The sequence below is a fragment of the Acinetobacter sp. WU_MDCI_Abxe161 genome, assembly GCF_025514355.1.
Taxonomy (GTDB): domain Bacteria; phylum Pseudomonadota; class Gammaproteobacteria; order Pseudomonadales; family Moraxellaceae; genus Acinetobacter; species Acinetobacter pittii_E.
The window spans coordinates 93,318-117,967 of record NZ_JAHPTU010000001.1 but is presented as its reverse complement, the minus strand read 5'-3'; the positions used below and the strand labels follow the sequence as shown (position 1 = coordinate 117,967).

The 24,650-nt window shown below is 38.3% G+C and carries 20 protein-coding genes and 3 tRNA genes; 6 read left to right on the top strand and 17 right to left on the bottom strand.

The window, feature by feature from the left end:
- Positions 1-54: 54 nt before the first annotated feature.
- The 7 genes from folE to KTI78_RS00545 all read right to left on the bottom strand — a co-directional run bounded on the left by folE (position 55) and on the right by KTI78_RS00545 (position 7,492).
- Positions 55-603, bottom strand: a complete 549-nt coding sequence (gene folE / locus KTI78_RS00575; RefSeq protein ID WP_171067934.1) for a GTP cyclohydrolase I FolE — start codon at positions 601-603, stop codon at positions 55-57.
- Positions 604-692: 89 nt separating this feature from the next.
- Positions 693-1,382, bottom strand: a complete 690-nt coding sequence (locus KTI78_RS00570; protein ID WP_016140429.1) for a Smr/MutS family protein — start codon at positions 1,380-1,382, stop codon at positions 693-695.
- A gap of 10 nt (positions 1,383-1,392) precedes the next feature.
- A complete protein-coding gene (gene trpC / locus KTI78_RS00565; protein ID WP_032053317.1) occupies positions 1,393-2,199 on the bottom strand; it encodes an indole-3-glycerol phosphate synthase TrpC in 807 nt (268 codons plus the stop codon).
- A gap of 9 nt (positions 2,200-2,208) precedes the next feature.
- Complete coding sequence (trpD, locus tag KTI78_RS00560; RefSeq protein ID WP_262444910.1) at positions 2,209-3,258, bottom strand: anthranilate phosphoribosyltransferase; 1,050 nt, start codon at positions 3,256-3,258, stop codon at positions 2,209-2,211.
- A gap of 9 nt (positions 3,259-3,267) precedes the next feature.
- A complete protein-coding gene (locus KTI78_RS00555) occupies positions 3,268-3,852 on the bottom strand; it encodes an anthranilate synthase component II (protein WP_039250772.1) in 585 nt (194 codons plus the stop codon).
- Between the two features lie 299 nt (positions 3,853-4,151).
- Positions 4,152-5,954 carry an aminopeptidase P family protein gene (locus KTI78_RS00550; protein ID WP_262444909.1) on the bottom strand — a complete coding sequence of 601 codons (1,803 nt, stop codon included), beginning with the start codon at positions 5,952-5,954 and terminating at the stop codon, positions 4,152-4,154.
- Complete coding sequence (locus KTI78_RS00545) at positions 5,951-7,492, bottom strand: peptide MFS transporter (RefSeq protein ID WP_262444908.1); 1,542 nt, start codon at positions 7,490-7,492, stop codon at positions 5,951-5,953. The genes KTI78_RS00550 and KTI78_RS00545 overlap by 4 nt, the downstream gene beginning before the upstream one ends.
- Positions 7,493-8,267: 775 nt before the next feature.
- On the opposite strand from KTI78_RS00545, the gene glnA reads away from it, so the two are divergent.
- From glnA to KTI78_RS00520, 5 genes are all read left to right on the top strand, one after another.
- Positions 8,268-9,683, top strand: a complete 1,416-nt coding sequence (gene glnA, locus KTI78_RS00540) for a type I glutamate--ammonia ligase (RefSeq protein ID WP_002052696.1) — start codon at positions 8,268-8,270, stop codon at positions 9,681-9,683.
- 126 nt (positions 9,684-9,809) lie between these two features.
- Positions 9,810-10,319, top strand: a complete 510-nt coding sequence (locus tag KTI78_RS00535; protein ID WP_224991421.1) for a chorismate--pyruvate lyase family protein — start codon at positions 9,810-9,812, stop codon at positions 10,317-10,319.
- Entirely contained in the window at positions 10,316-11,194 is an 879-nt protein-coding gene (ubiA, locus tag KTI78_RS00530) for a 4-hydroxybenzoate octaprenyltransferase (protein ID WP_262444907.1), read from the top strand. Before KTI78_RS00535 ends, ubiA begins: the two co-directional genes overlap by 4 nt.
- A gap of 110 nt (positions 11,195-11,304) precedes the next feature.
- A complete protein-coding gene (locus tag KTI78_RS00525; protein WP_262444906.1) occupies positions 11,305-12,762 on the top strand; it encodes an alpha/beta hydrolase family protein in 1,458 nt (485 codons plus the stop codon).
- Positions 12,763-12,874: 112 nt separating this feature from the next.
- Complete coding sequence (locus KTI78_RS00520; protein WP_262445022.1) at positions 12,875-13,075, top strand: hypothetical protein; 201 nt, start codon at positions 12,875-12,877, stop codon at positions 13,073-13,075.
- Between the two features lie 10 nt (positions 13,076-13,085).
- Here KTI78_RS00520 and KTI78_RS00515 read toward each other — a convergent pair whose 3' ends face one another.
- The 6 genes from KTI78_RS00515 to KTI78_RS00490 form a co-directional block, all read right to left on the bottom strand.
- Complete coding sequence (locus tag KTI78_RS00515; protein WP_262444905.1) at positions 13,086-13,529, bottom strand: DUF2726 domain-containing protein; 444 nt, start codon at positions 13,527-13,529, stop codon at positions 13,086-13,088.
- Between the two features lie 56 nt (positions 13,530-13,585).
- Positions 13,586-13,661 (bottom strand) — tRNA-Asn (locus KTI78_RS00510).
- A gap of 178 nt (positions 13,662-13,839) precedes the next feature.
- Positions 13,840-13,915, bottom strand: a tRNA-Asn gene (locus tag KTI78_RS00505).
- A gap of 8 nt (positions 13,916-13,923) precedes the next feature.
- Positions 13,924-13,999: transfer RNA gene (locus KTI78_RS00500), tRNA-Asn, on the bottom strand.
- Positions 14,000-14,146: 147 nt separating this feature from the next.
- Positions 14,147-14,773, bottom strand: a complete 627-nt coding sequence (locus tag KTI78_RS00495) for a superoxide dismutase (RefSeq protein ID WP_000208083.1) — start codon at positions 14,771-14,773, stop codon at positions 14,147-14,149.
- A gap of 145 nt (positions 14,774-14,918) precedes the next feature.
- Positions 14,919-15,677, bottom strand: a complete 759-nt coding sequence (locus KTI78_RS00490; protein ID WP_262444904.1) for a Nif3-like dinuclear metal center hexameric protein — start codon at positions 15,675-15,677, stop codon at positions 14,919-14,921.
- A gap of 194 nt (positions 15,678-15,871) precedes the next feature.
- Between KTI78_RS00490 and KTI78_RS00485 the strand changes: the two genes are divergently transcribed.
- Positions 15,872-17,047, top strand: coding sequence for a S1C family serine protease (locus KTI78_RS00485; protein WP_200042497.1), 1,176 nt, complete (start codon positions 15,872-15,874; stop codon positions 17,045-17,047).
- A gap of 42 nt (positions 17,048-17,089) precedes the next feature.
- Here the strand turns inward: KTI78_RS00485 and KTI78_RS00480 are convergent, their stop codons facing one another.
- The 4 genes from KTI78_RS00480 to KTI78_RS00465 all read right to left on the bottom strand — a co-directional run bounded on the left by KTI78_RS00480 (position 17,090) and on the right by KTI78_RS00465 (position 24,636).
- Complete coding sequence (locus KTI78_RS00480; RefSeq protein ID WP_262444903.1) at positions 17,090-18,328, bottom strand: multifunctional CCA addition/repair protein; 1,239 nt, start codon at positions 18,326-18,328, stop codon at positions 17,090-17,092.
- Positions 18,329-18,419: 91 nt separating this feature from the next.
- Positions 18,420-20,690 carry an NADP-dependent malic enzyme gene (locus KTI78_RS00475; RefSeq protein WP_016140443.1) on the bottom strand — a complete coding sequence of 757 codons (2,271 nt, stop codon included), beginning with the start codon at positions 20,688-20,690 and terminating at the stop codon, positions 18,420-18,422.
- Positions 20,691-20,926: 236 nt separating this feature from the next.
- Positions 20,927-23,779, bottom strand: coding sequence for a GGDEF domain-containing phosphodiesterase (locus KTI78_RS00470; protein ID WP_262444902.1), 2,853 nt, complete (start codon positions 23,777-23,779; stop codon positions 20,927-20,929).
- 134 nt (positions 23,780-23,913) lie between these two features.
- Positions 23,914-24,636: a 16S rRNA (uracil(1498)-N(3))-methyltransferase gene (locus KTI78_RS00465; RefSeq protein ID WP_262444901.1), complete on the bottom strand. Its 723-nt coding sequence runs from the start codon at positions 24,634-24,636 to the stop codon at positions 23,914-23,916.
- Positions 24,637-24,650: the final 14 nt, after the last annotated feature.

Sequence of the window (24,650 nt, the reverse complement as noted above, 5' to 3'; positions counted from 1 at the left end):
AGATGTAAAAAAAGCCCAACTGAGTCGGGCTTTAATTAGTTTACTAAATAAAAATTAGTAACTTTCAGGTACGGCACTTAAGAACTCACGACGTGCTTCTTTATCAGTTTTAAAATCACCAATAAATGACACAGTACGTGTAGTTGATTCTTGCTTACCTACACCACGCATCATCATACACATATGTGCTGAATCGATAACTACGGCTACACCACGAGCACCAGTCACTTCAGCCACAGCTTCTGCGATTTGCTGAGTCAAGTTTTCCTGAATTTGCAAACGACGTGCAAACATTTCAGTAATACGTGCAAATTTCGACAAGCCGAGAACTTTGCCTTCCGGTAGATAGGCAACATGAACACGACCATAGAATGGAAGGAGATGATGTTCGCAAAGCGAATAAAATTCAATATTCTTCACCAATACCATTTCATGGTTATCTGATGGGAAAACAGCATTATTGGTGACTTCTTCTAAAGTTTTACTATAGCCAGAAGTTAAATATGAAAAAGCTTTAGCCGCACGCACAGGCGTATCTTTAAGGCCGGGACGATCAAGATCTTCACCGACGGCAGTCAGAATATTTGCGTACGATTGCTGCATAGACATAAGAATGTTCACTTACACTGGTTGAACAAAACGGCATTCTATCAGAAAACTATAAAAAGTCTGAATTCTGTAGAAAATGCCGATTATTGTTGGTACTTGGGATTTTTTTCTGCACGTTTAAGCAGTACGAGAACGGCGCCTGTGCCACCTTGATTTTCTGGAGCACTTACAAAGGCTAAAACATCGCGGTGTTGGCGTAACCATCCATTGACATAGGTTTTTAAGACAGCTTCTGGGCCTTTACCATGTACGATCTTGATCACATTTTGATTTTCATCTTTTGCGATCTGGATAATTTGTAGAACCGCATCACGTGCTTGTTCAATGGTACAGCCGTGTAAATCTACAGCTTCAAACCAACGCATTTTGCCAGCTTTTAAGTCTTCAAATACTTTATGCTGAAGGGTAGCAATGCGATAGCTTAAGGTCGCTTGGCTTGCGACAGGGTTTAAAGCCGCTTGAGTATCAGATAACTCGGCATGTTCAGTGTCACGCCCGCCTTCGGCAGCTGCACGTTTCGCTAATGTTTGAGCATCAACTTTTTTTACGCGAGGGGGTCTCACATCAGCAATATTACTATTATTGATGGGTTTAACACCTGCTACAGCACTTTGAAACAGATTTGCATTTTCCAATTCTTCAGACTCAGCCTGAGGTTGTTTGACCTCAGGCTGACTTGCGATTTTGCTTGAATGAGGATTGGAGATTTGCTTTTTAAATTGCTTCAATAACTTTTGTTGCTCTTTAGAAAGCGATGAATCTTTATTACTCATATATCTTCTATTAAACCGTTTGGGGTTGTCCAAAAAGGGCACTAAAGGCTTGGTCTGGTCTTGGTTGTTTCATAAAACTTTCACCAACCAAGAAGGTGTGAATATCATGTTCTTGCATCATGCGAACATCATCTGGAGTGGCAATACCGCTTTCAGTCACGAGTAAACGAGAGGCAGGAAGTAAATTTTTCAAACGAATTGATGTGTTTAAATCAACATCAAAGGTTTTTAAATTACGGTTATTCACACCTAATATACATTGCTCAGACAACTTTAAAGCACGTTCTAGTTCTTCTTCGTCATGAACCTCAACCAATACATCGAGTTGATGTTCAAAAGCAGTTTTAGACATTTCTTCGAGCTGCTGGTCTGACAAAGAGGCAACAATCAATAAAATACAGTCAGCATGTAAAGCACGTGCTTCGACTACATTATATGGATCAATCAGAAAGTCTTTACGTAAAGCGGGTAAAGCACAGTGGCTTCTTGCGATTGCGATATTTTCATCTGCGCCCTGAAAAAAATCAACATCAGTTAAAACAGATAAACATGCTGCGCCAGCTTGTTCATATTGTTCGGCAATTTCAGCAGGATTAAAATCTGCACGAATAATACCTTTTGATGGGGACGCTTTTTTAATTTCAGCAATCACGGCAGGGCGTTTGTGTTGTAACGCTTTTGCAAATCCTCTTACCGGAGTTGCAGCTTTCGCAAGTTCTTCAACATCCTGTAAATTACGTTGTTTTAAACGCGCAGCAAGTTCCTCATGTTTACGGTCAACAATTTTACCTAAAATGGTATTTTGAATATTAATCATGAGAAATCCTTAATCTGCCTGACATTGTTTTAATGTTTTGGTAAATTCAGCCAAAACACTCATTTTTTCTAAAGCTTGTCCGCCGTAGATAATATCTTGAGCGAATGAAACAGCTTGAGCATAGGTTTTGGTAATACCAGCCACATAAATTCCCGCACCCGCATTAAGTGCAATCATGTTTGCTGCTTTTTCACCAATAGCAGTTTTATTTTTACCTAACGCATCTTTAATTAGCTTTAAACTGGCAGCGGCATCCGTAACAACTAAACCATTTAAAGTTTGTGATTCAATTCCGACATCTTCTGGGGTAAGTGTCCATTCAGTAATTTCGCCGTCTTTAAGTTCAGCAACAGCAGTAGGAGCAGCAAGGCTGATTTCATCGAGTCCATCTCTTGAATGAACCACCATGACATGTTCAGCACCGAGTTGCTTCATAACCTCTGCAATCGGACGACAAAGCTCATCTGAAAATACCCCAATCACAAAGCGTTTTACGCCGGCCGGATTCGTAAGCGGGCCAAGTAAATTGAAAATGCTGCGAACACCAAGCTCACGACGTGGGCCGACAGCATATTTCATTGCTTTGTGATGATTTGGAGCAAATAAAAACCCTACACCCATCTCACGAATGCAGCGTTCAGTTTGTTGCATGTCTAAATCAAGATTAATTCCTGCTTGCTCAAGTAAGTCTGATGAACCTGATTTACTTGAAACGCCTCGGTTACCATGCTTTGCAATGGTTGCGCCTGCTGCTGCAATGACAAAGCTTGAAGCAGTAGACACATTAAACAAGTTTTGACCGTCGCCGCCAGTACCCACAATATCAACTAAATATTTGATATCGCTCACATCAATTTTGATGGCGAATTCACGCATAACACGTGCGGCAGCAGTAATTTCGTCAATACTTTCACCTTTCATGCGAAGGCCCATCATCAAAGCACCAATTTGTGCCTCGGTTGCCTCACCTTGCATGATGCTGCGCATAATGTCTTCCATTTGCGGCTGAGTCAGGTGAATATTTTTTGTTATATGGTTAAGTGCTTGTTGAATATTCATAGTGATCACTTATGCATAAATATCTAAAAAGTTTTTAAAGATTTGATGGCCATGTTGACTCAAAATAGATTCTGGATGGAACTGCACACCTTCGACAGGGAGTGTCTTATGTTTAACACCCATAATTTCTTCCATTGAGCCATCTGCTTCATTGGTCCAACACGTGACTTCAAGGCAATCAGGCAGTGTTTGCTGATCGATCACCAAAGAGTGGTAACGAGTTGCCGAGAATGGGCTAGGGAGATTACTGAAAATACCTTTATTGCTGTGGTACATATCAGATAAACGTCCATGCATAACCGTTTTGGCTCTTACAATGTTTCCGCCAAAAGCTTGCCCAATACTTTGATGCCCTAAACACACGCCAAGCAAAGGAATTTTTCCGGCAAAGTGATTAATTGCAGGAATGGAAATACCCGCTTCACTTGGAGAGCAAGGACCAGGACCAATAACCAGATATTTAGGTTGCCATCGTTCAATATCCTCTAATGTGACTTGATCATTGCGAACTACTTTTACTTCCTGATTCAACTCGCCAAAATATTGGACGATGTTGTAGGTAAAAGAGTCGTAATTGTCGATCATTAGAAGCATGATGAACTTAACCTCATGATAATTAATATATATTTAATTAAGTGACTAGAGTTTTACTCACAATGTTACTCACTTTTTAAAAAGTACCTTTATTTGATCAAATAAAAAGCCGCTTTCTAAGCGGCTAATATAACAAAAAAAGAAGTGACCAGTTTAACTATTTCATTCGTTAGACATTTGAGAAAAAATTAAGCTTTGATGCATATTAAGTTTGTTTAAAAATAGAGATAAAGACAATAAAGGCAGAATAAGCTTTTCATTAGAAATAGAGGATTATTCTGCCTTAGTCACAAAAAAGTTTAAATCTTACGTGTGTTATAAATCAGCCAGTCTAAGACCTCTCCCGACAAATGTTCAGCGAGTCTTTCTTGGACGGTTTGATGGTAATGATTTAGCCAGTCTTTCTCTTCATTTGTTAGTAGGTCAACTACGATACAGTCTAAATGAATTGGACAAAGCGTGAGCGTTTCAAACTCTAAAAATTCACCGTAAGTTTTTTCAAAGCCTGAGTGAAGTTTGTTTGCAACCAAATTCTCAATACGAATACCATATTGTCCTTCATAGTATAGACCCGGTTCATTAGAGAGAATCATTCCTTCACGCAATTTGCTGTAGGCATGTACAGGCGCATAGTAAGAAAGAACTTGTGGCCCTTCATGTACGTTAAGTGCAAAGCCTACGCCGTGACCTGTTCCGTGTCGATAATCTAAACCATGTTGCCATAAAGTATGTCGACAAATTGAATCGAGTAGCGGTGCAGCTAAACCTTCTGGATAAATAGCTTTTGCCAAAGCAATGTGACATTTTAAAACCAGCGTATAGTCACGTTTTTGTTGCTCTGTTGGTGTCCCCACAGGAACAACACGAGTGATATCAGTTGTTCCATCTACATATTGCCCGCCAGAGTCAATGAGTAATAGACCATCGCCCTCAATGAATGAGTATTGCTCTGGAGTTGCACGGTAGTGAGGTAGAGCACCATTGGCGTTAAAGCCTGCAATCGTTGAAAAACTTGGTCCTATAAATCCGTCTTGCTGAGCGCGGTAGGCAGTAATTTTCTCATCGATAGTCAGTTCTGAAATGCGTTCACCCTGATGAAGTGCTTTTTCTAGCCAATGGAAAAAGTGACAAAGCGCGACTCCATCTTTAAGCATTGCATGGCGGATATGAGCAATTTCGCTTTCATGCTTGCGCGATTTAAAAAGTGTACTTGGGTTGATGTCGTATACAACCTGAATATCTTTTGCGATGGCTTGTTCATGAAAAATCGATACTTTTGCTGGATCTAAAAGCACAGATGGATCAGAAATATTCGTTAAAAACTTAGAGGTATCTTCATAATTACGAATTTCGATGCCATCGGCTGCGAAAGCCTGTTGAATGGTTGAGTCTATTTTACTGCTATCAATAAACAGAACAGCTTGCTCTGCACTAATATAAAAATGAGAAAGAAAAACTGGGTTGTATTCTACGTCTTGTCCACGTGCATTTAAGACCCATGCAATATCATCTAAAGATGAAATGAAATGCCCCGAAATATTCTTGCTATGTAAAGTCTCACGAATAGCCTGAATTTTTTCTTTACGAGAGAGTGCATTTAGCCCTTCAGGCATTAAATGGATTTTTTCAGAGGGTAGTTCTGGGTGGTCTAACCAAATCTCTCCAACTAAATCTTTTTGAGTCTCGAGTTTATAGCTATGAACTCGTGCAGTATGTTCGAGTGCTTTAAATTGTTGAATAGATAAGGTATGTCCATTTACAGCAATGATCGAATTTGCTGCTAAGTTTTGTCCAATCCAAGCTAAATGTGTTGAAGACTCATCACTTGTTAATTTTTGAAGATTAAAGCCAGTTCCAACCAGTTGTTGCTCGGCTTGTACCCAATAGCGACCATCTGCCCATAGGCCAGCAAACTTTTGTGTCACCACAAGCGTACCAACAGAACCACTAAAACCACTGAGCCATTGTCTCGCCTTCCAATAGTCTGGTAAATATTCTGACATGTGGGGATCGGCACTCATTACAACAAATGCATCAATTTGCTGAATGCGCATGAGTTCGCGAAGTTTTTCAAGTTTTTCTGGAACAGTTAAAACGCTCATATAGTTTCCAAGTCAGGTTGAACTTTACTGGTAGTTTTGTTCATTAATTTATTAATAGGTTTCTTTAATAAAAATAACACGATTGCACCAATCACTAATGCCAAAACACATCGCATAAACAGGGTGGGTAAATGATCAATACTATCTGCCGATACGTGCCCGCCAATAAGACCCGCAATGAGATTACCTAAAGCTGTACCTGTAAACCACAGACCCATAATTTGACCACGTATAACATCAGGTGCAAGTCTGGTCATGGTTGATAAGCCAATCGGGCTTAGACAAAGTTCACCTATGGTAAGCAAAAATACAGTACTGACTAACCAAAATGGTGAGACTAAACCGCCAGCAATTGCGAAACGACTCGCAAAAGACATAAGCAAAAAGCCGCCTGCTGCGAATAACAATGCAATGATGAATTTGCTGATATAGCTTGGGTCTTTATTTGACTTACCTAGCTTCGCCCATAACCAAGCTGCAACTGGAGCAAAAACAATAATAAATAGGGCATTAATTGATTCAAACCATACCGTTGGTATTTCAAATCCGAAAACAATACGGTCTGTATAATCTTGCGCAAATAAAGTAAAAGTTGTGGGTTTTTGTTCAAAAGCTGACCAGAATAGGGCAGATGCTGCTAATAAAACGAAACAAATAATAATTTTAAATTTATCATGCTGCTCTAAGTTTAGGAAAAGTAGTAAATACGCAAAATAAGCAATAATTCCAATCCCAATTGCAACTGTTAAATAAGTTGCTACTGCGACTGGATTGATATGTATGATGCCAAAGAAGGTAAGAGCACTAATGACTGCGACAGATAGTAAAAAGGAGAAAGCAATTTTGGGCGCATTTTTATTTTCAACAATGGGTTTATTGCAATTGTCATTTTCTTGACGCAACTGATTAAAAGTTTGTAGCTGTGGAATAGCAAAGATACGAAAAATAAGTAATGCAACTAACATCCCAAGGCCGCCGATTCCAAAACCTAAGTGCCAGTTGTGATCACGTGCTAATAGACCCGTAAGAAGGGGGGCAATAAACGATCCCATATTAATCCCCATGTAAAAAATGGAGAAACCGGCATCTCGTCTACTATCCTGAGCTTTATATAATGTACCGACAATCACTGAAATACAGGTTTTAAATAGACCTGATCCAAGCACAATAAGAACTAAACCGAAATAAAAAAAGAATTGATCAAAAATGGTAGTGAGGGCAATTGATAAATGGCCTAGCGCAATAATAATGGAACCGTACCAGACCGATCGTGCCTGACCTAACCAGTTATCGGCAATCCAACCACCAAAAACGGTCATTAAATACATTGAGCCCGCAAATAACCCAACAATTGCTGCAGCGGTTGGGCGGTCAAGGCCTAAACCACCGTCGTTGACCATTGCAATCATATAAAGAACGAGTAAAGGCCGTATACCATAATAAGAAAATCTTTCCCAAAGCTCTGTAAAAAATAAAGTTTTTAGGGGTTTTGGATGGCCGAAAAAAGCTCTGTCATATTGTTCGAGTTCATGCTTCATTTCAAATCCTTTGAACTGATTGGTAATTTAGAGAAAACCAAACTTTTAGTTTGTTTAATTATAAAAAAAAGTTATGTTTCATTTTTTAGATTTTTTTAACTTGAAAAGCAAGTTTGTCATGTATAAAAAAGGTATATAACAAACGGTAAAAATTAGATCAGAAAAATTATAAGGTGAGGTGGGTTCTATAAAGTTCTTACTGCACCAAAGCTGATCAACTCTTGCTTTAGTACAAAGAACAATAAGAACAAAATTAGATTAATATTTTAAAGCTTTAGAATTTCAATGGGTGAGTATGAACTCATAAACTATTCCATTTTAAAAATATCTATTCAGAAGAAGTCTTTTTAAAGCCTTTATTAGCAAATCATGGTGTATATACCATGGTCTCAGCTCTAGCTTAAAAATTTCATATAAAATAGATTATTATTTTCATGCATTGCAGTAGGAAGGTCGGCTTTCTATATAAGAAAGTATTATGATCGTGAATGATTGCTAGATATTGATGCGATGATTCATATTGGCGCAACAATTTTGCACTAAATTAGGGCGATTGCGAGTTATTCTTGTATGCCATAATTTGAAAATGTCTGAATATGGTGCATTTAACTATGCAAACAGTATAATGGGTTCGAGACAAGGGACCTAAATCATCGATAGTTATAAGCAATTCAATGTTTTAGGTAAGTCTTATAAAGTTGGTATGAGAATTGCTATATAAATACCAGCAACTAACACGCACTTAACAAGTGCAACAAAATTTCATTGGAGCAAAATGAGCATGGCGAACAAGGTCCTTCAACTCATACAAGAAAGTGGCGCAAAATGGGTCGATTTTCGCTTTACTGATACTAAGGGTAAAGAACAGCACGTAACTTACCCAGCTGATTCTATTGATGAAGATACTTTTGAAGACGGTAAAATGTTTGATGGTTCTTCAATCGCTGGTTGGAAAGGCATTGAAGCATCTGACATGATTTTACGTCCAGATGCAGAAACTGGTTTCATCGACCCGTTCTTTGCTGAACCAACTGTAGTTGTGACTTGTGACGTTATTGAACCTTCAACAGGTCAAGGTTATGAGCGTGACCCACGTTCGATTGCTCGCCGTGCAGAAGAATACTTAAAATCTACAGGTATCGGTGATACTGCATTCTTTGGTCCAGAACCAGAATTCTTTGTATTTGACGAAGTGAAATGGGACATCGATATGTCTGGCGCTCGTCATACATTAATCGCTGAAGAAGCTGCTTGGTCTACTGGTAAAGACTACGAGTCTGGTAACTCTGGTCACCGTCCACGTGTTAAAGGTGGTTACTTCCCAGTTCCTCCAGTTGATTCTTCACAAGATATGCGTGCAGAAATGTGTGCGAAAATCGAAGACATCATGGGCCCAGGTCGTGTAGAAGTACATCACCACGAAGTTGCTTCTTGCCAATTAGAAATTGGTGTGAGCTTCAATACTCTTGTACGTAAAGCTGACGAAGTTCAACAGTTTAAATATGCTGTTTGGAACGTTGCACATCAATATGCAAAAACAGCTACGTTTATGCCTAAACCAATGGTAGGTGATAACGGTTCTGGTATGCACGTTCATATGTCTATCTCTAAAGATGGTAAGAACTTGTTTGCTGGTGATGAATATGCAGGCCTTTCAGAAATGGCGTTGTACTTCATCGGTGGTATCATCAAGCACGCTCGTGCATTGAATGCAATCACAAACCCATCTACAAACTCATACAAGCGTTTGGTTCCTCACTTCGAAGCACCAATTATGCTTGCTTACTCAGCGCGTAACCGTTCTGCTTCTATCCGTATTCCATACGTTTCTAGCCCTAAAGGTAAGCGTATCGAAGCTCGTTTCCCAGATCCAATGATGAACCCGTACTTAGGTTTCGCTGCATTGTTGATGGCTGGTATCGACGGTATCCAAAACAAGATCCATCCGGGCGAAGCTGCTGATAAGAACTTGTATGATCTTCCTCCAGAAGAAGAAGCAAAAATCCCAACAGTTGCTCATAGCTTAGATATGGCTCTTGAAGCACTTCAAGCAGATCACGAATTCTTGTTAAAAGGCGGCGTGTTCACTAAAGAAATGCTTGATGCATACATCGAACTTAAAACTGAAGATGTACGTCGTCTTAACACGACTACTCACCCAGTTGAATTTGATATGTACTACAGCTTGTAATACATATTTTCGTAAAAAAGCCTGCTTATGCAGGCTTTTTTATTGTTCAAAATGTTGATTGAATTCTCTACGTTTTTTATCAAAAAATTGGGGTAAACTAGGTGCGAGTTTTCATGTGAGCAGATTATGCGTAAACGGCAACCAGTACTTAAACAGGAAAAGACTTTAAATCCTGAATTGAAAACATGGTTGTATGCGTCTGGTTCTCTGACTCAACAATTAACTGAGCTTGGTGGTGGCCAGTTCAGTGTAAAACCCTTTAAAGAACACTTTCAGCGTTTAACTTTTGCAGATAGTCAATGGATGAATATGTCTCATGCTCACACCTCGTGGGTAAGGGAAACTTATTTATATGGCTGTGAGGCACAGCCATGGGTGAAGGCAAAAAGTATTTTTCCAATTCAAAGCTTACAAAAAAAAGCCCGTATATTTCAGCATATTGGTTCTAAACCGATTGGCTTTTTTTTATTTCAAAGAACCACTCCGCTTTGTGACCGCCGTGTCATTCGTTTACCGGAAGGTTGGACACGGCAAAGTTGCTATACTTGGCATGGATGTAAATTTATCGTCCAAGAAACATTCTTACCGGCTTTTGAAGCTTTTTTAAATCAGCAGCACGACAAGGAATTACTATGACGACTGCAACAGGCACAACATGGCGTCAGCGCTTAGAAGCTTATTATTATCTATGTCGATTTGATAAGCCAGTTGGAACAGAACTGGTGTTTTGGCCAACCATGTGGGCACTTTGGGTTGCAGCAGAGGGGATGCCACCTCTACATATTCTTCTGGCGATGGTATTAGGCACAATTTTTATGCGTGCTGCTGGCTGTGCCATTAATGACTTTGCTGATCGTAAAGTCGATGGTCATGTAGAGCGTACAAAGACACGTCCTTTGGCAACTGGTGTAATTAGCCCAAGAGAAGCTATATATGTATTTTTAGCTTTAGTATTTGCGAGTGCTTGTACCTTGTTCTTTTTACCTATAGCGACATTTTACTGTGCGTTAGGAGGTTTGGTTCTAGCATTTATATATCCTTTCATGAAACGTTATACCCATTTACCGCAAGTCGTTTTAGGTATGGCATTTTCTTGGGGTATTCCAATGTCCTTTACAGCAATGGGTAAGCCTTTAGATATAACGTGTTGGCTGCTCTATTTTGGTAATTTGGCTTGGACAGTTGCTTACGATACTCAATATGCAATTACTGACCGTGAATATGATTTAAAGATTGGTGTGAAATCTACCGCTATTCTTTTTGGTCGATATGACATCCAGATTATTGCGCTTTTACAGGCAACGAGTCTTGTTTTGATTGGTACTGCACTATATTTAGAAAATATCTTATTTCCATGGGCGATCTTCGCTTTAGTGATTGTAGCATTCGATTTTATATATCAAACAATGAAAACCAAAGACCGCAACCCTCAAGTCTGCTTTTGGGCATTCCGTCACAATCGTTGGGTTGGATTAATCATTTTTCTAGGAATATTTTTAAATTTCATATAGTAAAAATGACCATGAGGTTGAAAAGTGTTCTATGCAGAGCACTTTTTTTATGTCTTAATATTTGTGCATAAAAAATATGCGGAATAAATAACACATAAAAAGGATATTCTATGAAACGGTCAAACATTGCTTTAGCTATAACATTATCAATTTCAGCATTATTTCTTACAGCGTGTAATGACGATGATGATAATTACACTGGGATAGATACAAATAAAGCCTATGTCTCTGAAAGTAATTACGCAATTGATAAAGTTGATAATGCCTCAACGATCAAAGTAATGACTTATAACATGGCAAATGTTCAAGGAAAAACAGCAACTGCTACAGCAATGGTATTGTTTCCAAAAGCTACACAACCGAAAGATGGTTATCGCGTAGTGGTATGGGAACACGGAACTGTTGGGGTGGGTGATGGTTGCGCACCAAGTAAAAATGCAATTAATCCGCGATTTAAAATCCTTGCTGAGTCTTTGTTAGCAGCAGGTTATGTGATTGTGGCACCAGATTATGAGGGATTAGGTACACAAGGGGTGCATCCGTACTTAAACTTATCAAGTGAAGCAAAATCAGCATTAGCTGCAGTTAAAGCAGTAAAAGAACATTATGGCGCTCAGTTAAAAGGTGACTGGATGTCGATTGGTCAGTCTCAAGGTGGGCATGCATCTTTGGGAACTGCTGAATTTGCTAATACCGATGCAAGTTATAAAGGTGCTGTAGCTGGTGCACCAGCTTCAAGCTTAGGAACAATTATTCAAATTTATATTGACCCTGCAATGAATCAAGATAGTAATTTTGCAGTTAGTAAGCTAGATCAGGCAATTAGAGCGCGTAGACAGATTGATGCAGCGATTGCTGCAGGGCAAATGTCTCCAAATGATCCACTAGCGCTTGCTGTACCTACAATTGATAAAACTGCAGAAGGATATGCCGAATTATTAGCATATGCTGCCTTAGCAAGTGCAGGGATTAAAGCACAGCAACCAGACTATGACTTGAAGGCAATTTTTACCTCAGGAGCGGCTGATATTGCAGAATTGGCTTATGGTCGTACTGGTGATGATGGTGCTTGTTTAAGTTATCCTGCACCAGATAGTGCAAATGGTTTACAAGAGAAATTTAAAGCGGGAATCTTAGCTTTCTTGGCTGACCCTACACATCAAATTACCCAGTACGGTATTGATCTAAATAAATTTAAAGGAGATCAAGTTGTTCAACGCTTCTTGACGGCGACTCAACCTGCGACGAATGCTACAGCCGAGAAAGTTATTAAAACGCCTGTATTTATTATTCAAGGTGAAAAAGATCAAGCTGTATTGCCAGTAGTTACACAAGGCTTATTTGCCAATATGAAAGCTAATGCTGTAAAATTCTTCCCACAAGCAGGCTATGATAAAGGCTATAAGCTAACTATTGTACCGAATGCGACCCATACTCAAGCAATCATATGTGAAAATGCCAATGCTGTAGATTTCATTCAAGCTAATATGTCAGCGGGTACGGGTATTGTGCTGACTGATGCACAAAAAGATGCCAGCCAAAGTCCACATTGCACAGGTAAATTCTAAGATTTATTTGTTTAATTGGAAATTAGCTTTAAAAAAAGAGCCACTTTATAGAGGCTCTTTTTGTTATATTGTTACACAGTTTGATTTGATACTATTTGAGTTTAAAGCATTTATGAGCCAGCAACCTGTTGAAAAAAAATCTGTTCCTTGGTTATTAATGGGATTAGGTTTACTCATTCCTTTTCTGATTATAGGAATTCTTTTCTTTGCTGCGAAAAGCGATGCGAAGAATAAAAAACAATACGAACAGCAGCGTTTAGACATGGCAAAAAGAATCGCTGAAAAAGAGGCTGCAAATTCAGAAAAGAAATAACAGCAGCTTGTTAATGAATATCCTTTTGTAACTGGCGTACCGTAGGAATATTCGTGTAGCGCCTTACTAGGTAACCTGCTTCAGTGAGCATTTGATCACGAACACGGTCTTCTTCTATTTTTTCAAGATGGGTAGGGTCATCTAGCTCAATAATAGCAATCACTTCCATCTTGTCATTTAGCACGACAAAGTCAGTGACTTTACGGTTGAACTGACTACGAATTTTATAGTCATTACTGGTAATTAAAGCACTAAAAGCCACTTGTGCTAATACATGATAATTTGGAAAACTTTGTTTTAAACGGATAAACATTTGAGTTTCAAAGTTTGTAATGACAGGACGGGCAAAGAATTTTTGTTTTGGAAATAAATAAGGCCGTAAACAAACGAGAAGAAAAATACAGGTGCTTACGCAACCTAAAACAATAAAAAATAAGTGACTCGATTCGAACATGGGAAAGCATCATACAAATAAAAACCCACTCATGATGAGTGGGTTTTTAAGAATCTTGGCTCTCCCACCTGGGCTCGAACCAGGGACCTGCGGATTAACAGTCCGTCGCTCTACCGACTGAGCTATGGGAGAATCTGGAAAAGGATTTTAGGCAGGAAAGGGGGCTGGGTCAAGCCTTAATGGCAGAATTAGAGAGAATATCTAATCGTTTGGTTTAAAAATACTCGAAACGTTGATTTTATTAAAAATAATAAAAGTATTAAATGATAAAAAAGAAAAAGCCCGCAATGAATGCGGGCTTTTAGAATCTTGGCTCTCCCACCTGGGCTCGAACCAGGGACCTGCGGATTAACAGTCCGTCGCTCTACCGACTGAGCTATGGGAGATTAGTAGATGGCTCTCCAACCTGGGCTCGAACCAGGGACCTGCGGATTAACAGTCCGTCGCTCTACCGACTGAGCTATTGGAGAATCTGATGCGCATTTTATGGATGAAATCTAAAACCGTCAATAAGAATATTAAAGAAAATGAATCGTTTGCTTGATTAATATGCTTTTGTGGTATTAAAAATAAAAAAAACCACCCGAAATAGGGTGGTTTTTTATAAAGAAATAAAATTATTTCTCTACGCCTGCTGGTTGACCTGCAAGTTTTGCATTTGCATAGTCCCAGTTCACAAGGCTTTCTAAGAAAGTTGCGATATATTTAGGACGTAAGTTACGGAAATCGATGTAGTAAGCGTGTTCCCATACGTCAATTGTTAATACAGCAATTTGACCATGTGCAAGTGGAGTGTCTGCATTAGAAGTTTTAGTAATAGAAAGTTTACCGTTTACTTCATCAGCAACTAACCAAGCCCAACCTGAACCGAATTGAGTTGTTGCAGCAGCAGTAAATTCTTCTGCAAATTTTTCGTAGCTACCAAAAGCTTCGTCAATTTTAGCAGCGATTGCGCCAGTAGGCTTACCACCACCATTTGGCTTCATGCTGTTCCAGTAGAATGTATGGTTCCAAACTTGAGCAGCATTGTTGAAAATACCAGCTTTAGATGCATCACCAGCAGTTGCTTTGATGATTTCTTCTAAAGTTTTACCTTCAAGGTCAGTTCCTTTGATTAAGTTGTTTAAGTTAACAACATAGGTATTGTGGTGTTTGTCGTGATGGTATTCTAAAGTTTCTTTACTAATATGTGGCGCTAAATCATCATAGCCATATGGAAGTGCAGGTAAAGTAATGGTTGTCATGTTCCTATTCCTTGCATTTGCTGGGTTATACAATTAAGTGGCTCTATTGTAAATGATTCTGGTCACAATAGGGCATCGTTTTAAAGAACTATACACAATAAAGATCTAATTAATACGCATAACACAGATTGAAAAAAAGACTTAATTAAATCGGATTATTCAATTCAAAATATTCACTTTCAACTGAGAACTGTTTTGAGATCGCTTGTGCCAAACGTTGAACACCATAACGCTCAGTTGCGTGATGACCACAAGCAAAATAATGAACACCTAACTCTTTTGCTTCATAAAAAGTTCGTTCACTGACTTCACCTGAGATATAAGCATCACAATTTTGCAAAGCCGCTTTAGCAATAAAATCTTGAGCCCCACCTGTGCAGAAGCCCACTTTTTGAATGCTTTGTTTTTCTGCTGGCAAATGAATCACCTTAAAATCAAAACTATTTTGTAGTTTTGCTTTAAATTCATCAACAGAAAGCGCTTGTTCTAAATAACCAATATTGCCAATTGGATGTTTCTCGGCTAAATCGAGTGGTTCTAAATTCTGCAAGCTCAGTTTTTCTGCAATAGCCACATTGTTGCCTAAAGTTGGATGGGCATCTAAAGGTAGATGATAAGCAACTAATGAAATATTATTTTGGATGAGTTTCTTAATGCGGTTGCCGCGCATTCCTGTAATTGGATATGGTTCGCCTTTCCAAAAATAACCGTGATGTACGAGTAATAGATCTGCATTCTGAGCAATTGCCGCATCAATTGCATCTTCGGAAGCAGTAACCGCACAAACGATACGTTTCACTTCAGTTGAACCTTCAATTTGCAGGCCATTAGGTGCGTAATCTTTAAATTCTGTTGCTTTTAAGGTTTGGTCGCACCACTGAATAATTTCATGCAAATTTGCCATGATATTTCCTGAATTGAGTAGTAAATAATTGCTAAAGCTATAGAAACATATTTTGTTGTGTAACTAAAGCTAGACAAATCTTTTTTGACTTTTTTATGTATATCGACATATTTAATTTAAAATGCTTAACTGAAAAGTCTTTTTGTTCAATATATTAATTTAATTAAAAACTTCTTTGCGTAGAGGATATGAACGTGCGCCGCACCTTTACATGGTTACCTTGGGTGTTACTTATTATTGTAATTGCCAGTTTTATTGCATGGCAAAAATACCATCAGCCGAAACCAACTGTTGCAGTTGATGGGGTGCAAATGCCTGCTGAGAAAGTTGAACCATTGGTTGATACTTCACGAACGGGCGGGGTGGTATCTTATAGCGCTGCGGTAAAAGTTGCAGCGCCAGCCGTTGTTAATATTTTTACGACCCAGAAAGTTAAACAAAATCATCCATTATTAAGTGATCCTGTCTTCCGCGAATTTTTTGGAAATCAGGTTCCTGAACAACAACAGCAAAATGAAAATAGCTTAGGCTCTGGGGTTATTGTACGAGCTGACGGTTATATTCTTACGAATAATCATGTAATTGCTCAAGCTGATCAAATTGTGGTGGCATTACATGACGGGCGTCGTGCAGAAGCAACGATTGTGGGTACAGACCCTGATACGGATTTAGCCGTAATTAAAATCGATTTAGATAAATTACCTGTATTGCCATTTAAGCTAAGTGGCAATGAAGTAGGTGATGTTGTCTTGGCTATCGGTAACCCATTTGGTGTAGGGCAAACGGTAACCCAGGGTATTATTTCTGCGACTGAACGCTCTGATTTAGGTATCAATACCTATGAAGACTTTATTCAAACGGATGCAGCAATTAACCCAGGTAACTCTGGTGGAGCATTAATTGATGTGGCTGGGAATTTAATTGGTGTAAATACTGCTATTTTCTCTCAGTCAGGTGGTTCTTTAGGAATCGGTTTTGCAATTCCCGCTAAAGTTTGCCAACAAGTTTTAAACTCAATTTTGAAAGATGGTCGTGTTGTCCGTGGATGGTTAGGGATTAGTTTAGTACCCCCTACACAAGAAGATGTATTAGCGCCGAAACAGCAAATTGGGGTAGTGGTTGCAGATGTCTTGAAAAGTGGTCCAGCTGCGTCAGCAGGTATTAAAATTGGCGATAAAATTATTCAAGTTAATAATGAGCCAATCACTTCAGCATCTCATTTGATTAATTACGTCGCATTACAAGCGCCTAATAGCGAAATTAATGTAATGGTTGAGCGAGATGGGAAGCAACAAAACTTTGTGGTGACAGTCGGGGAACGGAAAAACCAAAATACTCAATCACAATTTATACCACTGCCTAAACAGTAAAAGTAAAAAAGCCTCTTAGTGAGGCTTTTTTATTGGCTTGAATTAAGAATGAGAGGGCGCTTGATGTTGATGTTTAAACTCAGTTAAAGCATCAATGCGATACTGAATTAGCATTTCACCAATCTCAGCACCTTTAATATTCTCAGGTAAATCCTGAACTTTAATAGAGCGAACGATTTGCATCGCGTCTAACATATATTGAGCTTGAGGATAAGGTCGGTTTTCTAAACCTAGTCTTCCTTTAGCATCACATTCACATGCTTGTACAAAAGCTTCCACTCTCTCAGGACGGCGTAAGACATCTAGACGCTGTAATAAACGCCATACAGTTCCAGGTTTTAATGACATAATCTGATGACATTTTAGATGTTCTTTACACACCGAGAGTGCCAACTGTCGAGTTTGAGTAGGAACTTTTAAACGTTCACATAGCTCGGTAACGGGTTTCACCCCACGTTCTTCATGCATGATATGGCGAGGAAGTTCATTAACTGGAGTTAATGCTTTACCTAAATCATGTACTAACACAGCAAATCGAACATCGAGCGAGTAATTGGCCTTACAAGCTTGCTGTAAAGACATTAAGGTATGTATGCCACAATCTACTTCTGGATGATATTCAGGACGCTGTGGAACACCAAACAATGCATCAATTTCAGGAAAAAGATGTTTTAAGGCACCGCAATCACGTAATGTTTGGAAATAAACATCGGCATGATCTTCTAAAAGTGCACGTGAAGTCTCTTTCCATACACGCTCTGGTGTTAATGCATCTAGTTCACCTGATTCTGCCATTGTTTGCATGAGTTCTAAAGTTTCAGGTGCAATATGAAAACCATATGAAGAATAACGTGCTGCAAAGCGTGCAACACGTAAAACACGTAAAGGATCTTCAGCAAAAGCTTCTGAAACATGACGTAAAGTTTTATTTTCTAAATCAGTTTGACCGCCATATGGGTCATATAGTTTGCCATCTTGATCCATTGCTATGGCATTGATGGTTAAATCACGGCGAATTAAATCTTCTTCTAAACTTACAGTAGTATCGGTAAAAAATTGGAAACCGTGATATCCCTTACCGGACTTTCGTTCAGTACGTGCAAGTGCATATTCTTCTTTTGTTTCAGGATGAAGAAACACAGGAAAATCTCTGCCTACAGGTTGAAAACCTTGGGCGAGCATGTGTTCCGGCGTTGCACCGACCACAACATAGTCTTTTTCTTGATAGGGATGCCCAAGTAAAGAATCACGGACAGCACCGCCTACTAAATACACTTGCATGAAAAAACCTCTATTCTTCAAGCAATCATGCTACAGAATAGAGGTTTTCTCAAGTCATTAGAGAGGCTTTTCGTAAAAAGCGGTTTCTAAATTACTTTTCTTGTTGTTGGATTTCAGCAACAGTTAAAGCAGTCATATTGATAAGACGACGAGTGGTTGCAGTCGGTGTCAAAATATGAACAGGTTTAGCAGCACCTAACAAAATTGGACCAATAGTAACGTTGTTACCAGAAGTCGCTTTCAATAAGTTAAATGAAATATTTGCTGCATCTAGGTTCGGCATAATGAGCAAGTTTGCAGAACCTTTAAAACGTGAACCTGGGAATGCAAATTGACGAATATTTTCGTCTAATGCTGCATCACCGTGCATTTCACCTTCAACTTCAAGCTCAGGAGCTTGCTCAGACAGAATACGATAAACTTCACGCATTTTTTGAGCACTTGAATCAGTTTGATCACTACCAAAACTTGAATGAGAAAGTAAGGCTACACGTGGAGTAATACCAAAACGACGTACTTCTTCAGCTGCTAAAATAGTCATTTCAGCAAGTTGTTCAGCAGTCGGGTTGGTGTTTACGTAGGTATCTGCAATAAATAAATTACGATCTTCAAGCATTAATGCATTTAATGTGAAGAAGTTATTCATGCCTTCTTTAAGGCCAATCACATTGCGTACAAAGTCGAGGTGAATGTTATAGCTACTATAAGTACCACATAACATACCGTCTGCTTTACCGAATTTAACCAGTAAAGATGCAATTAAAGTAGAACGGCGACGAGCTTCACGTTGAGCATATTCAACAGTAATGCCTTTACGTTGCATTGTTTGATAGTAGTCTTTCCAAAACTCTTCATACATCGGGTTTTGTTCTTGATCTACGATTTCAATATTTACGCCATGTTGTAAACGTAAGCCTAATTTTTTGATATTAGCTTCAATTACAGCAGTACGACCTACTAAAATTGGTTTAGCCAAGTCCTCATCAACTGCGATTTGAACTGCACGTAATACGCGCTCATCTTCACCTTCAGCATATGCAATGCGTTTAGGATCTGTTTTTGCTTGAGCAAAAATCGGTTTCATCAAGAATGCAGAGTTATAAACAAACTCAGATAATTTTTGACGGTACGCAGAGAAATCTTCGATCGGACGAGTTGCAACACCTGAATCCATTGCAGCTTTAGCAACAGCAGGGGCAATTTCTAAAATTAAACGTTGATCAAGTGGACGTGGAATTAAATAATCACGGCCAAATGAAGCAGATTTTTCACCATAAGTAGCTGCATCAGCTTCTACATGTGCCATACGAGCAATTGCATGTACACATGCAATTTTCATTTCTTCATTAATCGTCGTTGCACCAACGTCAAGTGCACCACGGAAAATGTAAGGGAAACATAATGCGTTGTTTACTTGGTTTGGATAGTCAGAACGACCTGTTGCCATAATCACGTCTGGACGTACTTCATGTGCATGTTCAGGTAAAATTTCTGGATCTGGGTTTGCCAAAGCAAAGATAATAGGGTTCTCAGCCATCTGTTTCACCATTTCTTTGGTGAGAATACCAGCAGCAGAAAGACCCAAGAACATATCTGCACCAGCCATTACTTCATGAAGCTGAGATGCAGTAATGTCTTGAACATAACGTTTTTTAGATTCATCAAGTCCATCACGAGAAGTCGTTAATAGACCACGAGAATCGGCAACAATAATATTTTCTTTTTTAGCACCAAGTGCACAAAGCAAGTCTAAGCATGAAAGTGCTGCTGCACCTGCACCTGAAGCTACAATTTTGATTTCATCAATTTTTTTATTTACAAGTTGCAATGCATTGAGCAAAGCTGAACCTACAATAATACTTGTACCATGTTGATCGTCATGGAATACAGGAATTTTCATACGTTCACGAAGTTTCTTCTCAATATAGAAACATTCTGGCGCTTTAATATCTTCGAGGTTGATACCGCCGAAAGTTGGCTCAAGAGAAGCAACAATATCTACAATTTTATCTGGATCGTTTTCTGCAATTTCGATGTCAAATACGTCAACACCAGCAAACTTCTTGAATAGAACCCCTTTACCTTCCATTACAGGTTTAGAAGCTAATGGTCCAATATTACCTAAACCAAGAACAGCTGTACCGTTACTGACTACGGCAACCAAATTTCCGCGAGCTGTATATTTAGCAGCAGTTGATGGATCACGTTCAATCTCTAAACATGGCGCAGCAACTCCTGGTGAGTAGGCTAAAGCCAAATCTCGTTGGTTGACAAGTTGCTTACTTGGGGTGACGCTGATTTTCCCTGGGTTTGGATATTCATGGTAATTTAAAGCGGCCTGTTTTAAAGATTGATCGTCCATCTGAGTCTCTATTTGATACAAAAAAGCAAACTAGTCAAATCGCTCATTTAGGGAGAGGCAACGCGGCTCTTTGACTATGCTTTAATTTTTACCAATTAAGAGAATAGTAGACGAATTGCCAATAGCCCCGTGGTGAGCTAAATGCTAAAGAATATAACACTACTTCTTTATTTCTCACAGTCAAAAACGCTCATTTTTGGAAAAAGCAGCATAGGTAAAATAGATGGCCAAAACAGTTAAGAAATATGTGGATTTGTTTGTAGATAAGGAATGACCTGCTCGGCAGGGATTGGACGACTAAAGAAATAGCCTTGTAAAAAATCACATTGTTGTTTTTGCAGATAGGTTACTTGTTCTTTTGTTTCTACGCCTTCAGCAACCAGTTTAAGCCCCATGCTTTTACCCATTGCAATCATTGCATTTACAATCGCTTCTTGTTTGTGGTCACCAATTTTAGAAATAAAAGCACGATCAATTTTTAATACATCAATTGGGTACTCTGTCAGGTACGCCAAAGAAGAATAACCCGTACCAAAGTCATCTAGGGCAATTGAGATATCTCGTTGTTTTATCGCGTGTAATAGTGTTTTTACGTTATCAGTATTATCTAAAAGGGCTGACTCGGTAATTTCAAGTTCGAGATCTGAACCTTGTATATTATATTTTTGCAAAACCTCATCTAAATCACTGAGTAATAAGCCTCGATGTATCTGTTGCGCCACAATATTTACAGAGACTTGAATATTGATATAGCCTGAATTTTTCCACTCTTGTAGTTGCTTTCCAACTTTATCTAAAACAACTTTACCAATGTCTGAAATTAGGCTACTACGCTCAGCAAAAGGTATAAACATATTCGGCATGACTAATCCTTTTTCAGGATGTTGCCAACGAATGAGTGCCTCAAAACCGATAATAGATTGATCTTGTAGACTAATTTTAGGTTGGTAATAAACTACAAATTCATTATTTTGAATAGCTTTGCGTAATTCTTGTTCTAAATCGGCAGTTTTATATGGGTGATCTGTTTTATTGCAGTAGTAAGAAATGGTATTGCCTCCTAAACGTTTTGCCTCTGAAAGTGCTTGTTCTGCATGATGGTTGAGATGGTCAATTTGTCTGCCATGTTCAGGGAAACATGCCACACCAATAGAAGCAGTAATAAAATATTCGTGATTATCAATATAAAATGGTGCGTTTAGCGCTTGCAAAATATTTTGGCAATATTGCTCAATATTTGGATGAATTGGCGAAATTTCATAAATAATTGCGAAATCATCACTATTTAAATAGGCAACTAAAATTGCATTGATATTGATTAAGCGTAATCTTTGTGCGAACTGTTTAAGTAGTTCGTCACCACTATCATTATTTAAAAACTCATTAAAAGCCCGGAATCGGTCAATATTGACTCGTATTAAAGCTAAATTTTTAATGTTATATGAAGGGTTTACAAGATATTGGTGTAATTGATTGTAATAGTAAAGACGATTAGGGAGGTGGGTGAGACTGTCGTAATTTTTTAAATAAGATAGGTGCTGTTCTTGACGCTTCTGCTCAGTGAGATCGCGGGCAAATCCAATGTAATTGGTAATTTGATTGAACTCATCTTTGACGACATTAATATGCAACCATAAATAGACGCTTTTACCAGAATTAAATTTTTCATCAAACTGACCCATGTATTCTCCTGTCTCGAGGAGTTGCTGTTTTATTGATGTATGAAATTGTTGTTGTAATTCTTTTTGATTACTTGTAATGCTAAATAACTCTTTATTCAGAAGTTCTGCTTTAGTAAATCCGGTCAATTTTTCGTAGTAAGGATTAATATTAATATAGTTCAGATGTTCATCTAAAATAAATATTCCTTCTGCTGCTTGCTCAAGCACAATAGCAGATAGCCTTAGATGTTCTTGGTCTTTTTTCTCTTGATGTATATCTCGGGTCATTCCAACCATACGAAGCGCTTTTTGTGTTTTAGGATCTCTCGTGATGACTCGACCTACATCATGAATCCATCGCCAAGAACCATCTCGACGTAAAATGCGAAAATTGATATTAAAATGATCTGTAATACCTTCCAAATGTTGTTTTAAACGTTCTTCAAAAAGCTTTTTATCACTTGGATGGATCCGATCTAATATCGTATGAAGATGAATAACAGCAGTCTGACTTTGCTTTTGTTGATCAAAAAAAGTAATTTCTAACTTTTGATTTTCAATATCCCAATCCCAAGGCCGGATACCTGCAGTTTCATGCGCAAAAGCTAAATTGTAGTGATGGCTTTCGAGCTGCTCATTCATTTTGGTGAGATCATAAGTGCGTTCACGTACTTTTTGCTCAAGTAAATGATTGTTGAACTGAAGCTGGGCTTCAATATCTTTAGACTTATTTACTTCTTGTTGGAGCTGTACACATAATTCTTCAGCCCATTGAGTATGTTGATCGGAAATTTGAACAAGCTGTTTGTTTTTAAGTAATAGTTGAGAAATTTTTTGATAATTACGTTGAGTTGCGTAAGCACAAAGTACAGTTGCTACAAAGGTAAGGTTATAGGCAAAATAAAATGGTAATTCAGTAATGGAGTCGTGTGTGAATTGGGCGAACAATAACGGCAAAGTACTAGGAATAAATAAGAGATAAAAGTATCGAAGTTGTTGCGTTAAAAACGTAAGGCCAATGATATGAGCAGAGGTAATGAATAAAGCAATTAAAATATGAGCATCTGGTAGTGCAACTAGCTCAGGCGGAAGATAAAAATGAATAATCGTGACATTTATTCCCATTAAAATGCCAGATAATAAACAAATACTTTGTAAGACACGATCAGCTTTTTTTGTGAAGTCGATAGTGCGGTAGTGAGTTAAAATATTTGGAATAAATAATAAGCAGATAAAAGAAATGATAGTCAGTCCAATAGACCAGCTAAATATTGTTATTACAGAGGAAAAATAATAAGAAAAAATACCATATGAAATAAGGCACAGTAATATCAGGCTAATCAAATACCAACGTATATATTGAGTTGAAAGTTTCAGCTGTTCAATTTTTGTTTGATGCTGTAGATATTCTTCCTGAAGCCCAGACATAAGATTTTTCTATCCTATTTTTTTACATATATACAGAAAGAATCTGATTTATCAGTGAAAAAGAATTTGAAATTTTATTCATACAATAAAAGTAAATTAACTTTAAATCACGATTTAATCAATGTTCAGAGAACTTAGGTGGATAAAAATCGATAATTTAAAATAGATAAGGCAACAACTGGGGCAGTTTCTGTACGTAAAACACGGTCACCAATACACCAGTTCATAAAACCAGCTTGATTGGCTTGGGTAATTTCATTTTCACTTAGTCCACCTTCTGGACCAATCAATAAGGCAAGTTCAGGTTGTATTCCTGCCAATACATCTTTTTGTTCTTTTTCAGGCGCTAAAACAAATTTAGAGTGAGGGAGTTCAGACGAACTTAACCATTCATGAAGGGCAATAGGTGCTAATACTTCTGGCACTAAGTTCAAGCCACATTGTTCACATGCTGCAATTGCAACTGCTTGCCAGTGATCTAATTTTTTTTGATCTCGATCGTATTTTAAGCGCATTTCACAACGCTCACTTGTCAATAATTGAATTTGGCTTACACCCAGTTCAGTGGCTTTTTGAATAGCATAATCCATTCGATCGCCTTTACTCATAACCTGGCCCAAAACAGCTTTAAAAGGGGCATTACGGTTTGCAGGGTTAAAATTTTCAATTGTGACAGACGCATTTTTTTTATTAATTTCGGTCAACGTTGCGAGATATTCACCACCTTGTCCATTAAATAAAGTCGCTTGTTCTTGTAGTTGTGCACGTAAAACACGTACCCAATGATGGAATACTGATTCTGTCAGTTGAATTGTTGAGCCAACTGTAAGTTCAGTTTCGATAAAAAAACGATTCATTGGGTACGCCTTAC